Origin of the sequence: Pseudomonas sp. QLc11A (assembly GCF_052112305.1) — a bacterium.
GTDB lineage: Bacteria > Pseudomonadota > Gammaproteobacteria > Pseudomonadales > Pseudomonadaceae > Aquipseudomonas > Aquipseudomonas laurylsulfatiphila.
Map to the genome: position 1 here is coordinate 428,972 of NZ_JAVAJJ010000001.1, position 12,471 is coordinate 441,442.

Here is a 12,471-nt window from a genome sequence, read left to right on the forward strand (position 1 = left end):
ATTCCGCAGTCTGCTGGTTAAGACCGCCTCACGACATTACTTATTTTTCACTCGAAACCTAGAGCTATGTCGCCCGGCGTGGTGAGGGAGGTTGTGTTTTTTCGAAGAAACTCAGCGCTATATGTAAAGGTTGTTGCTATAGGTATAGCTGCTTATCTTTTTTGTTTGGCGCGCTGCCTTTTTTGGACTCGTTCACTGAAGGGCTGGCCATTTCATCGGACGGACAATCACTTGTCTAAACTGATCGTTTACCCAAATTGGTTATCCAGATAAAGTGTAGTGGCTTGTTGCCATATAGCCCCATCGTATGGGCTGAGGAGAGAGAGTTGAGGATTTCGAATCCACCTCAGGCAAAGGATCTGATGGCGACCGCGCGAAGTTTTGGCAATTACGATCTAGCGGCAGCTCTTGCCGACCTGATCGATAACAGTATCAAGGCCAAAGCCTCTCGGGTGGATATCACGTTTGAGCCTGAGGATAGTGATGTTGTAGTCAGGATCCGCGATGACGGGACTGGTATGGACTTTGAGACGCTGGTGATCGCCATGCGTCCTGCAAGTGCCAATCCACAGGATGCACGGGAGTCTGATGATCTTGGGCGATTCGGCTGGGGACTGAAATCAGCTTCTCTGTCTCAGGCTAGGGTGCTTACAGTGGTTACCTGGTGTGGCGGGATCATCAATGCCGCGCGATGGGATATTGACAACATTGATGATTGGAGTATGGAGGTTTTAGAAGGTACTGAAGCAAAAAGTCTCTTAGCTAAACCCCAAGCGTCAAAATCAGGTACGGAAGTAATATGGACACGCTCCGATCGTGTGCTTGATAGGGAGGTTGGTCTCAGTTTCGATGATTCACTTACTTTTGCCATTGCACATGCCAGCCAGCGGCTGTCTCTAGTATTTCACCGCTATCTAGCAGGAGAGACTGATCGGCGCTTGACCATTTCAGTTAACGGTCGGCGGCTACGTCCAATCGATCCGTTCATGACTGCCCACAATGCGACGCAAACTTTGGATGCTGAGGTCATCAAGACCGCAAACGGATCTGTTATCAGCATTCAACCGTATGTTTTACCTCATTTCTCGAAGCTGACTGTTGAGGAGCAGGAGCGACTCGGCGGACCTGAGGGAATGGTTCGTAATCAGGGGTTCTACGTGTATAGAAACAAACGCCTGATTATTTTCGGCACTTGGTTTCGGTTGGTTCCACACGGTGAACTCTCTCAGTTGACTAGGGTCAGGGTAGACCTTCCCAACACAGTTGATACTGAGTGGCGAATCACTTTAGATAAATCTGACGCCCAACTTCCAGAAGCTCTCAAGCGTCGTCTCCAAGAGGTTGTCAAGCGGTTTAACCGGCGATCATTCTCGGTACACCGCAAGAAAGGAGTTTCGCTTGACCTGCCCGAAGTTCAATCTGTTTGGCTCAGATATGTCAAGAATGGCCAAATCCGCTATCGAGTAAATCGAGATCACCCGATGGTGGCGAGTCTGCTGGATATGGATTCTCTGTTCGGCAAAGCAGACGCTGTGCTTCGATTGCTAGAGTCCTACTTTCCGATGGATAAATTTCTTGCCGACGCGAACGAGGCTCGTGTCAATCAATGCCCAACATCCACTGAGGAGTTTGAGTCCCTTGTCCATCAGTGTGTGCTCAATTTTCTTCAGGGTAGCGATGGAGAGTTCGAGGTTGATGAGTTTCTTAAGTTCTTAAGGGATGTAGAGCCCTTCTCCAGTCAATGGACATACACTGAAAGCTATGTCCGAAAGAATACTGCCAAAAAGTGGGGAATGAAAAATGGACTTTGATGCTGCTCTTAGTTTCCTCCGTATGGAGATCGATAAGATTGTGAGGGGACGATTTCCTGTTCCTCAGGGTTTTCTCGAAAAACACGTTAAAGAAAACTCTGGTATTTCAAAAATTCTTGAAGATGAGTTTGCTGGGCGACTAATTCGACACCTTGAAACCTTTTATGGAACTAACCAAGGTGAAGGTCACGTTCTGAAAACCGATTTCGAGGAGTGGTACCCGAAACGCAAAGGAGAGATTAATTTTTACTTCTGGCGTCGGCTGCAGAAATACTGGTTGGATCATTCAGTCCTTCCTGTACAGGTTGTTGGGTCAGTAGACAACGTAACAGACGAGATAGTTGGCTATCTGGGGAATCCTCAAGAAACCAAATCGTGGCGTCGTCGTGGTCTCGTGATGGGGCATGTTCAGTCTGGCAAGACAACCAACTACTCGGCGCTCATTGCCAAGGCAGCTGATGCTGGTTACCGCGTCATTATTGTTCTCGCGGGCTTGACTAACTCGCTGAGGTATCAAACTCAGGTGCGGCTCGATCAGACCTTCGTTGGCAAGTCCTCCCTTGGAGATTCAGTGGCGTCGGTGATTTATCCTGTCTCTTATGTCTTCAAAGGAATCGAAGGTGAAAGCTCGGACATTCGCCATCCATATTGCGGAACCACACAGGCTTCCGATTTCAACGTTGGAAAGGCAACCGGGATAGTTGCTGCGGAAGGAAACTTTGCTGACCCGATACTCTTCGTGACGAAAAAACATGACAAAGTTTTGGAACAGCTTGCTGAGTGGTTGAAAGGACTTCGAGAAGGTGGTCAGCTCGAAGGGCCAATGCTGTTGATTGACGATGAGGCCGATAACGCCTCCATTAATACCGCAAAGGATCCTAACGCTACTACAAGAATTAACTCCCGTATCCGTGAGCTCTTGGACTGCTCACGACGTTCGTCGTACGTGGGATATACAGCAACACCTTTTGCAAATATCTTCATTGATCCGGACACAAATGATGAGATGCTCAAAAATGACCTCTTTCCTGAGCACTTCATCAAGTCATTGGAGCCACCGGATAACTATATCGGAGCAGATAAACTTTTTTCCGAAAAAGGTGAATTTTACGATACCTGTGTGAGATCGATTCCTGACGACTATCAGGACCTTCTACCGATTAAGCATAAGTCGGGAGATCTAGTAAAAGAACTGCCACCAAGTCTCAAAAATGCAGTTTTCGAATATGCACTGTTCAGGTGCCTACGAACGCTTGCCGGTGAAGGAGACCGTCATTCCTCCATGCTTGTGAACGTCAGCAGGTTCAACGCCATTCAGAAACAGGTTCACGACGAAATTTATCGCCTGCTTCAAGAGTTGAAAGCTACTGTCGAGGTATGGGCGATGAGTCCAACTTGGGAGCGATCTGAGGTTCTAAGTCAATTATACGCAGTTTGGCTGAAAGAATACGAAATGTGTTCCGAGTTCTCTTGGGGGGAGGTGAGAGAAGTACTGCAGCGGGCTATTTCGTCGATTGAGGTTCGCCTAGTTAACATGCGTGGGGGCGGATTGGACTACTCCAAAGCACCTGAGTCGGGACTGCATCTTATCGCTGTAGGGGGGTTGGCACTTTCACGCGGACTTACCCTTGAGGGGCTTGCGGTTTCATATGTGCTTCGAAATGTCGGGGCTGCCGATACTCTTCTCCAGATGGGTCGATGGTTTGGTTACCGTCCCGAATACGAGAAACTCTGCCGAGTTCATGCAACCAAGGATATGCTCGGAGACTTCCGGGAGGTTAGTGACTCGGTTGAGGAGCTGCGAGACGACCTTGTTCGAATGGAAAGAATGGGGCTCACCCCTGATCAGTTTGGTCTCAAGGTTCGTCAGAGCCCGACAGGTATCGCCATCACGGCGGCGAACAAAATGAGAGCAGCAAAACCCCTTCTGATTGCCTTGGATTTATCGGGTCGTCATCTACAGGCATATGAGCTATTCAACAATGGGGAAATAAACCGCAAGCATGTTGATGCGGTCAGCTCCTTTGTGGGGACTCTAAATTCGGATTTCTCTGACAAGCGTGTGGACGATAAGTCAGCGTTTGTCTGGTCAGGCATCAGTGTTTCCGTAGTGAAAGAATTGCTTCGGAAGTTCAAATTACCTCAGCTGGAGTTCGCCCTGGGTAACGAAGAGAGGAGTTTGGCATTGGACTACATTTCTGATCGAGCAGCTGGTGAACTCGCCACGTGGGATATTGCAATTCCCTTCAGAAGAAAAGGTTCGTTCAAGTTTCCACTGGCAATTGAGGGGGCAGATAGTGTTTTTTGCCGTGAACGTCACTCAGGCATTCCTAAGTCGGATGACCCTGATGTCGTAAAAATCACTGAGAAAAACGTTGTTGCTGATGCGGCGCCCAATGACCTCATGTATGGCGAGCGCGGGGATCTGCTGGAAAAGCGAATCAAGGAGGTCGAAGCGGAGGATCCGAAAATTAGTGCGGAGAAGTCATGCTTACTTTCAAGGGAGAGACCTCTGCTTGTAATCCACTTGGTCGACTTTAAGTTTGACCTAGAGCGAGCGGGTGACAAAGAACTCAAATTTCAAGATGGCTTGCCAATTGTCACGTTGAGCTTGGCCTTCCCCAGTACCCAGGTTCCACCGAAACCACGCGAATATGCTATTTCCGTGCGAATGGCTCAGTTGTTGAAACAACAACTAGAAGAGACCCAGACCGATGAGGAGCTATTCGATGAATAGTGACTTCAGCGGCAAATGGGATGAAATTTCAGGGCGTGGCCACAGCGCAGGACGCTTTCGAGTCTGTCCTGATCACCTGATTGATCTGTTTATCGGGTTTTCGGTTGCGGGTGAGCGAGAGTTCACGCTCGAGTCTTCTACAGTTAGCTTCGATGCGGATGAGATCCCCGCATTCGAGAACATTGTCGTCCATCAGGCAGATGACAAGGAGGTTCATAGCCTGACTTTGCGATTAACAGATCGTGGGCTAACCGACCTCTTCTCGAGCATCTGTTGGGATCTTGCAGAAGCATCCTCTGTGGCGGAAACTCAAAAAGGTGCGATCCAAATATTCGGGGTGAGGTTGAGCCGTTGGGCTGAGTTACTGCGTCGTCGACGAACTAGCGAACTCTCATTCAATGAGAGATTGGGGCTTCTTGGAGAGCTGAGCATGTTGGTTTGGGCTATCGATGAGTGTGGTGTCGATGCCCCATTGGCTGTCCGAGGATGGCGCGGGCCAGACGGCGATACAAACGATATTGGCTTGAATAATGTGCGTATTGAGGTGAAGGCGCAACTTTCAACTCAGCGTCAAACACTGAAAATTTCGTCACTGGATCAGTTGAACTGGGATGCCCGCAGTCTATTTATCGCGGTCAATCGATTCTGCCCTTCAGATGAAGGTTTGAGTCTGGAGTCCTTGTCTTCTACCATTTTCTCTAGGCTTGAAACCAACAAAGCTGGGCTCATGGAGTTCCAGTGTAAGTTAATCGTTGCGGGCTACGATTCTGATGCCGGTTATGTCGGCGAGACATTTAATCTGGAAAAGTTGAGTGTCTATCGGGTTGATGAGAATTTCCCGCGGCTAGTACCAAGTAACGTCCCACTAGGGATTACCAAGGTCCGCTATGAAATCGCATGTGAAACGATAAAAGACTTTCTGGTAGCTCCTTCGGAGCTGGAGGTTCAGCTCAATGGTTGATCTTCAGGAGGAATACTCGAATTTGCTTGAAGAGGTTCGCATCGGGAGTATCGCGGATCACGAACTCCAGATTACGGAGTTTTTCCGAATCTTTTCAGCGCTTGCAGCAGAGAACGGCGATACACCGGATATGGATTACTGTCCGATTCTCAGAGAAGGTCAGGGCGGCTATCGAATTGACGGATACGCACTGGATATGCTGGAAGGGGACTCCAGTGAATCCGGCGATCTCTATTTGGCGGTCAGTGATTACCGACAGGATGATGATCTGCCTGGAGTCAATAGTCGAGACATAGATCGTGCTATAGATGGTGTTGAGCGATTCTTCAAGGTCGCAACGAGTCGAAAGTTTCTTGAGAGCTTGGAAGAGGCCAGTCCGGCCTATCAACTCGCTGTTCTGATTCAGCAATACAGCACTAGGATCAGGCGACTTCGGGTGATTTTGTTCACCAATGGCCATCTGCGGGTTCGTAAGAGCATCTTCGAAACGAGAGATCTCGACGGTGTGACCATGCATATTAACGTCCTCGACCTTGAGCGCTACTCGAGGATTTCCTCGACTGGTGGTGAACCAGTCGAGGTCGATTTTGATGAGGATTTTGATGGTGCTATCGAATGCCTGCCAGCCTCGGTTGGGGCGGATAGCTATCAGAGCTTTCTCTTTGCAATCCCTGGTTCAGTATTGGCTGAGGTCTTCGCAGCATTCGGTAACCGTTTGCTCGAGCAGAATGTCAGAACCTACCTGCAAGCAAAGACCGGCGTCAACAAAGGCATCCTGCGTACCATTGCGGAGGAGCCAGGGATGTTCTTCGCCTACAATAACGGTGTCACCGCTACAGCATCTTCTGTTCAGACTCGAAGGTTTGCAAATGGTGCGTTGGCCATTTCCCACATCAAAGACTTCCAGATTGTGAATGGGGGGCAAACCACTGCTTCGCTGCTCTATGCTCGCGATGGTCTAGGTAGGAAGCTTGATCACGTATACGTCCAAGTAAAACTGTCCGTAGTCGACGAGATTCGTCTGGCTGATGTTGTTCCACGAATTTCTGAGTACGCAAACACACAAAACAAGGTTTCGCTGGCCGATCTTGCCTCCAACAGTCCGGTACAGATTCGAATTGAGCGCTTCTCCAAAGAGGTTTCCGTGCCGCAGAAAGCGGGCGAGCTTCACAGCAGCAAGTGGTTCTATGAGCGAGCGAGAGGTCAATACAAGAATCTCTTTTCCTACAAAACTTCGTCTGAGCGTAAAAAGTTAGAGCTGATGTATCCGAAGACAAGGCTTGTAACAAAGACTGATCTTGCTAAATACGAGTTGTCTTTTGAAGGACGTCCCCATCACGTCAGTGAAGGCGCCCAGAAATGTTTCAACCGCTACACAATATCTGTGCTATCGAAGCTTGGAGATGGAGCCTCGCTCAGTGAAACCTGGTTCCGCCGAGCCATGGCTAAAGCACTGCTATTCATCGATCTAGATGAAGCAGTTCAGAGGTCGTCGTGGTACCAAACTGACAGAGGCTACAAGGCTCAGATTGTCACGTACGCTATCGCAGCCTGCGCAGATGGATTCCGAGAAAAAGGTCAGCAGATCGACTTGGATCGGATATGGCGAGAGCAAAGCGTTCCGGCACCGTTGCTTGGCTCGATGCTCGAAGTGGCCCGCTCGGTGGCGGGCATCCTAAGATCCCCCCCGGACAACGTCAGGAATATATCGGAATTCGCCAAACGGGATTTCTGTTGGGAGCAGCATATAAAGGGTAGGGTCGGCGTGCCGAGCGAAATGACTCTCCAGTTCGGTGTTTCCGTTGGGGACTACAGCGACGAAACACGACAAGGCAGTCGTGAAGCATCTAGGAATCTTGAGGTCGACTTCGACGTTAGGTTGTTTGGCCTAGTGCCCCGAGCGAACGACATAATCGTTCAGGCTAAAGCGAACGGGGTTGCATCTCCTAAGAATATGAGCGCCTTGAATAAGATTGCTTCCGGTCGCCTGAACCTATCCAAGGGTGAGAAGACGGCATTAAAGTACCTGTTGGAGCGACTGGAGATCGAAAGCTGAGTGAAACCGATTAATTTAGGCCATCGTGAGCTGATTGCTTGGGCGACTCGATCGGAAAAGCCGGGCCAAAATACGTGTTTTTGATTACAATCCGGGATTATTTTCAGAATTTGCTTCATCTCTGCTTCCGGCATGCGTATCCCGCACTACCAGAGTTCGACTACTCGCCTGCCTTGCTTGAGCAGCTCGTCTCGGTTCCTGAGGTCATGCTTCACATTCTGGTTGAATTTGGTTTGCCTGCTTGGGGGGGGGCTTTGCTAGAAGCAACCATGAGCGAAGATGCATGCCCGGTGACGAGCTAACACTTACTCGGGTTTGCTTGGAAGATTTCATTGGTGCAATCGATACCTGAAGGCATGCCGATGCAGCAAACGCCGGATTTTGATTTCTGGGGATGAGTTGCTATCACTAATGCTCGCCATCATGCGAGCCCCGACTTCTTTGCTGACTATGTCCATGAATGATTTCCAGATAAATCTGAATCTTCCAGAAGATGTGACCCCTGAGCCTATCGGATTTCTCAATAAGCCGATCCAGGTCGTAGATCTCTTTGCTGGCCCCGGAGGACTTGGCGAGGGTTTTACGTCGTCCGGCGAGGGTAATCGCTTCGAAATTGTCATTTCTGCTGAAAAAGACCCAAAGGCATGGCAAACCCTTCGGTTACGAGCGTTCTATCGGTTGCTCAAAAAGCGAAGACCAGATCTGCTTTTCGAGTACTACAATTTTTGCAATGATCCAAAAGCCCCTGACACTTTTAAGCCATCTGTTGATACGGAGGACTTGTGGGGCCTGGCGGGAGAGGAGGCTCAATGCATCACTCTGGGGAGTGGCGAAGGTAATACAACTCTAGATGACGTTCTGGACGACAAACTGAAGGATAAGCGACCATGGGTGCTTATCGGTGGACCTCCATGTCAGGCATATTCTATTGTTGGGCGTGCGCGGAACCAGTCCAAGGTTGATTACAAGGCAGAGGAAGACCACCGACATTTCCTATACAAGGAATACCTGCGAATCATTCGGGAGAGGCAGCCCACAATGTTCGTCATGGAAAATGTAAAGGGAATTCTCTCTTCCAAGGTGAACAATGAGCGGATATTTTCGAACATTTTGAAGGACCTATCGGACCCTGGCCAAGCTCTTCACCTAGAGGGAGCGGGCAAACAGTACCGTATCTACTCTCTGGTAACTGGCAGTTCTTTCGGTCCTGGTGAGGATGTGGAAAAGATTGATCCAAAAGCCTTTATCATTAGGGCGGAGGATTATGGTATTCCCCAAGCAAGGCATCGGGTAATCCTTTTAGGTATTGCTACAGATAGTCTCCCAGCATCGAATGATTGGGTAAAGCTGGCTTCTGAGAAATGCAAAGAGTCAAGAGTTTCAGTAGGTCAAGTGCTAAATAACCTGCCTAGACTTCGCAGTGGCCTTTCAAAAACCGAGGACAGCCAAGCAGGCTGGATTGATGTTGTTACAGAACAGCTGGATCATCTTCAAAGCCACACCAATCCTATCAACGTAGAGCTATGGTCCGGGTTTCAAGATCTGTCTAGAGCCTTTGAGGGACCAGAAGTGCCGGTGAGCCCTGGCGGGAAAAGGGTAAAAAGAAAGGATACGAAGGATGATGGCTCGACCAATAGTTCGAGCTTGGACGAATGGTATTTAGACGAAAAATTAGACTATTGGTTAAATCATGAGTCTCGTGGGCATATGCCGACGGATCTACGTAGATACCTATTTGCTGCTGTGTATGCAAAGCTTCATGGTTCTTCGCCTAAAGGGCATGAGGGGTTTTTCCTAAAAGGGCTGGCACCCGACCATAAGAACTGGGAAACAGGAAAGTTTAGCGATCGATTTAGAGTTCAGGTTGAAGATAGGTGCGCCACAACTATTACAAGTCATATTTCCAAAGACGGACACTATTTTATCCATTACGATCCAACTCAATGCCGGAGTTTGTCTGTTAGAGAAGCCGCCCGTATTCAAACATTTCCAGATAACTATTTCTTCCAAGGCAGCAGAACCGACCAGTTCCACCAAGTTGGAAACGCAGTGCCCCCATTACTGGCGTCGAAGATCTCGAAAGTGGTGTTTGGTATCCTGTTCGACAAGGTAAGGGATTACGACCAACGCTTTGCTGAAGAGGCGAAGGGTGAAGAGAGCTACGCCTAAGCTTGCTTGAATATTAGCTGTTGAAACTAAAAAGCCCCGATTAGATCGGGGCTTTTTAGTTCTGCTATTTAAATGCGATTAGCGAGTCGCTAATAAACCCAGAATCAATCCCAGCTCAAAGCCCCACCAGTCTGATACTCAATAACCCGAGTCTCAAAGAAGTTCTTCTCTTTCTTCAAGTCCATAATCTCGCTCATCCAAGGGAACGGGTTAGTCGTCCCTGGATACTCTTCCTTCAAACCAATCTGGCTCAAACGACGGTTAGCGATGAACTTCAGGTAGTCCTCCATCATCGCTGCATTCATGCCCAATACCCCACGAGGCATGGTGTCACGCGCGTATTCGATCTCCAGCTGAGTGCCCTGCAGAATCATCTGCGAAGCTTCTTCCTTCATTTCAGCATCCCACAAATGCGGGTTTTCGATTTTGATCTGGTTGATCACGTCGATGCCGAAGTTCAGGTGCATGGATTCGTCGCGCAGGATGTACTGGAACTGCTCGGCGACGCCGGTCATTTTGTTGCGGCGGCCCATGGAGAGGATCTGGGTGAAGCCGCAGTAGAAGAAGATGCCTTCCAGGACGCAGTAGTAGGCGATCAGGTTGCGCAGCAGTTCTTTGTCGGTTTCGACGGTGCCGGTTTCGAACTTCGGATCGGAGATCGAGCGGGTGTATTTCAGGCCCCAGGTGGCTTTTTTCGCGACCGACGGGATCTCGTGGTACATGTTGAAGATTTCGCCTTCATCCATGGCCAGCGATTCGATGCAGTACTGGTAGGCGTGGGTGTGGATCGCTTCTTCGAAGGCCTGGCGCAGGATGTACTGGCGGCATTCCGGGTTGGTGATCAGGCGGTACACGGCCAGGACCAAGTTGTTGGCAACCAGGGAGTCGGCGGTGGAGAAGAAGCCGAGGTTGCGCATCACGATGCGGCGCTCGTCGTCGGTCAGGCCTTCCGGGTTTTTCCAGAGGGCGATGTCGGCGGTCATGTTGACTTCTTGCGGCATCCAGTGGTTTGCGCAGCCGTCCAGGTACTTCTGCCAGGCCCAGTCGTACTTGAATGGCACGAGTTGGTTGAGGTCGGCGCGGCAGTTGATCATGCGTTTTTCGTCAACGGCGACACGGGCGGAGGCGCCTTCGAGTTCGGCGAGGCCTTCGGCGACGTCGAGGGAATCCAGGGCGGCTTTGGCGCGGGCAACGGCGGCGGAGTCAGCGGCGGTCACGGCACGGGCTTCCAGGGCGGCGGCACCGCCGGCGCTGTCGAGACGGTCCATGTTGGCTTCGGTGGCGTGGCCAGCGTTGGCGCTCTTGACTGCTACTTCCGTGTCTTCTTTGTCGAATTCGTCCCAGCTCAGCATGACGTGTCGTCTCCTGCGTGAGGGCCAGAGTGCCCGTGTGAAAATGGATAGGTTGGTTTTTCACACGGCCTTACTGGCCGCGTTGGATCTAAAGGAATCGTTTTTTGCAGCAGCTATACGCAGGCATCAAACAGAATTTTGTACGGGGTTCCGAGAGCCACTGATGGGCGCAGCAAGCGGCAAGCGCCTGTGCGGGGCTTCAGACTGGCTTTTCATCCCTGTAAGGGGATATTGCAGGCCCGTTTAAGGCCGCATTATAGGGAAGTTTTGCGTGCTGTGGTGCGGCGAAATGGCTCACGGATCGGTCGACGGGGGCCGTATTTCGGTCGGAGCGAGGGTTTACAGGGCTTTGAACGGTTTTGGTGGGGGAAGATTTTTTTTCTTAATTTTTTGCCCCGGGAATTTTTTGTACAAGAAATAACCAAAAAAGGTTTTTTTCACTACATCTTGTGTTTCTGTGGGGTTTTCTCAGGCTCCAGACACAACTAAGCCCGACCGAAGCCGGGCTGTGAAGTCACGCGGGTGGATCAGCTCAGGCGACCTGCACCGACGTGATCGGCGCCATCGGCGGCGAGGCGGGCGGCGCCCGTGTGGTCAGCGCCGTCGGAGGCCAGTTTGCCGGCGCCTACATGGTCTGCGCCATCGGCGGCGAGGCGGGCTGAACCGGTGTGGTCGTAACCGTCGGAAGCGACAGCCGCTTCAGTGGTGTAGGCGGCCGAGCCGGTGCGGTCGTAACCATCGGCGGCGAAGGTGTTGGCAGCCAGGACGGAGAGGGTCAGGGCGAGGATCAGTTGGGTTTTCATGGTCAGTGCTCCGGATTCGTGGGCGTTGTTTGTCTTGGGTTGAATTGGATACTACGCCGATTAATTTGATTAAAAAGCGCAAATAAATGCTTAAAACAATCGAATTAATCGATTATTAAGGTTCGGCGCTTCATCTGCCTGATCGCGGCGGGTGGGTCGAACCTTATTGGGGGGAGGTGTGAAGCAGGGATCAGCCGTTAGAGCAACCGTTGCCCATCGCGCTGTAACGCAGGATATGCCGTTGACCGTTGGAATCTTCGTATTCCATTTTCATGGGGACAACTTCACAAACATTCGGTGCTTCGCTCATCGAGATCACTTTGGCGATGTCCAGATTCATCGAGTAAGTGTATTCCTCAACGGGCGGTTGTTGCTGCGCGACATCAGTCGGCACCTCGCTTGCCATGGCGGTTGCGCACACGCTGCCGAGGGCCAGAACCAATAAAGCTTTCATTTAAGTTTTACCTTTCTAGGGTCGAGTGGGGGCACGCAATCCTTTTGAGATTGCGTGTGGAGCTTCAGTACCTGGGTGTTTGATTAACTGCCTTCGTGGGGGCTGTAACTTGGTTAATCAGGTTGCCT

9 protein-coding genes are annotated in these 12,471 nt (G+C 50.5%); 6 read left to right on the forward strand and 3 right to left on the reverse strand.

The features are described from left to right. The first annotated feature begins 326 nt into the window (after positions 1–326). The 6 genes from Q8X48_RS02045 (at position 327) to Q8X48_RS02070 (ending at position 9,734) form a co-directional block, all read left to right on the forward strand. A complete protein-coding gene (locus tag Q8X48_RS02045; RefSeq protein WP_407799288.1) occupies positions 327–1,811 on the forward strand; it encodes an ATP-binding protein in 1,485 nt (494 codons plus the stop codon). Further along, positions 1,801–4,548: a Z1 domain-containing protein gene (locus Q8X48_RS02050; protein WP_407799290.1), complete on the forward strand. Its 2,748-nt coding sequence runs from the start codon at positions 1,801–1,803 to the stop codon at positions 4,546–4,548. Before Q8X48_RS02045 ends, Q8X48_RS02050 begins: the two co-directional genes overlap by 11 nt. Continuing rightward, positions 4,541–5,509, forward strand: coding sequence for a PD-(D/E)XK motif protein (locus Q8X48_RS02055; protein ID WP_407799291.1), 969 nt, complete (start codon positions 4,541–4,543; stop codon positions 5,507–5,509). Before Q8X48_RS02050 ends, Q8X48_RS02055 begins: the two co-directional genes overlap by 8 nt. Then, the gene (locus Q8X48_RS02060; protein WP_407799292.1) at positions 5,502–7,565 is read left to right on the forward strand and encodes an AIPR family protein; all 2,064 of its coding nucleotides are present in this window, start codon (positions 5,502–5,504) and stop codon (positions 7,563–7,565) included. The genes Q8X48_RS02055 and Q8X48_RS02060 overlap by 8 nt, the downstream gene beginning before the upstream one ends. Positions 7,566–7,603: 38 nt before the next feature. Beyond that, a complete protein-coding gene (locus tag Q8X48_RS02065; RefSeq protein WP_407799293.1) occupies positions 7,604–7,867 on the forward strand; it encodes a hypothetical protein in 264 nt (87 codons plus the stop codon). A gap of 154 nt (positions 7,868–8,021) precedes the next feature. Further along, complete coding sequence (locus tag Q8X48_RS02070) at positions 8,022–9,734, forward strand: DNA cytosine methyltransferase (RefSeq protein ID WP_407799294.1); 1,713 nt, start codon at positions 8,022–8,024, stop codon at positions 9,732–9,734. A gap of 104 nt (positions 9,735–9,838) precedes the next feature. Here Q8X48_RS02070 and Q8X48_RS02075 read toward each other — a convergent pair whose 3' ends face one another. The 3 genes from Q8X48_RS02075 to Q8X48_RS02085 all read right to left on the reverse strand — a co-directional run bounded on the left by Q8X48_RS02075 (position 9,839) and on the right by Q8X48_RS02085 (position 12,343). Next, the gene (locus tag Q8X48_RS02075; protein WP_007978181.1) at positions 9,839–11,086 is read right to left on the reverse strand and encodes a ribonucleotide-diphosphate reductase subunit beta; all 1,248 of its coding nucleotides are present in this window, start codon (positions 11,084–11,086) and stop codon (positions 9,839–9,841) included. A gap of 527 nt (positions 11,087–11,613) precedes the next feature. Continuing rightward, positions 11,614–11,889, reverse strand: coding sequence for a hypothetical protein (locus Q8X48_RS02080; RefSeq protein WP_015096509.1), 276 nt, complete (start codon positions 11,887–11,889; stop codon positions 11,614–11,616). 190 nt (positions 11,890–12,079) lie between these two features. Further along, positions 12,080–12,343, reverse strand: a complete 264-nt coding sequence (locus Q8X48_RS02085; RefSeq protein ID WP_407799295.1) for a DUF2790 domain-containing protein — start codon at positions 12,341–12,343, stop codon at positions 12,080–12,082. Positions 12,344–12,471 lie beyond the last annotated feature (128 nt).

Excerpts from the sequence above, each read along its gene's own strand:
- Q8X48_RS02055 (WP_407799291.1), top strand. The coding sequence starts at position 4,541 with ATGAATAGTGACTTCAGCGGCAAATGGGATGAAATTTCAGGGCGTGGC.
- Q8X48_RS02085 (WP_407799295.1), bottom strand. The coding sequence starts at position 12,343 with ATGAAAGCTTTATTGGTTCTGGCCCTCGGCAGCGTGTGCGCAACCGCC.
- Q8X48_RS02060 (WP_407799292.1), top strand. The coding sequence starts at position 5,502 with ATGGTTGATCTTCAGGAGGAATACTCGAATTTGCTTGAAGAGGTTCGC.
- Q8X48_RS02080 (WP_015096509.1), bottom strand. The coding sequence starts at position 11,889 with ATGAAAACCCAACTGATCCTCGCCCTGACCCTCTCCGTCCTGGCTGCC.
- Q8X48_RS02050 (WP_407799290.1), top strand. The coding sequence starts at position 1,801 with ATGGACTTTGATGCTGCTCTTAGTTTCCTCCGTATGGAGATCGATAAG.
- Q8X48_RS02070 (WP_407799294.1), top strand. The coding sequence starts at position 8,022 with ATGAATGATTTCCAGATAAATCTGAATCTTCCAGAAGATGTGACCCCT.
- Q8X48_RS02075 (WP_007978181.1), bottom strand. The coding sequence starts at position 11,086 with ATGCTGAGCTGGGACGAATTCGACAAAGAAGACACGGAAGTAGCAGTC.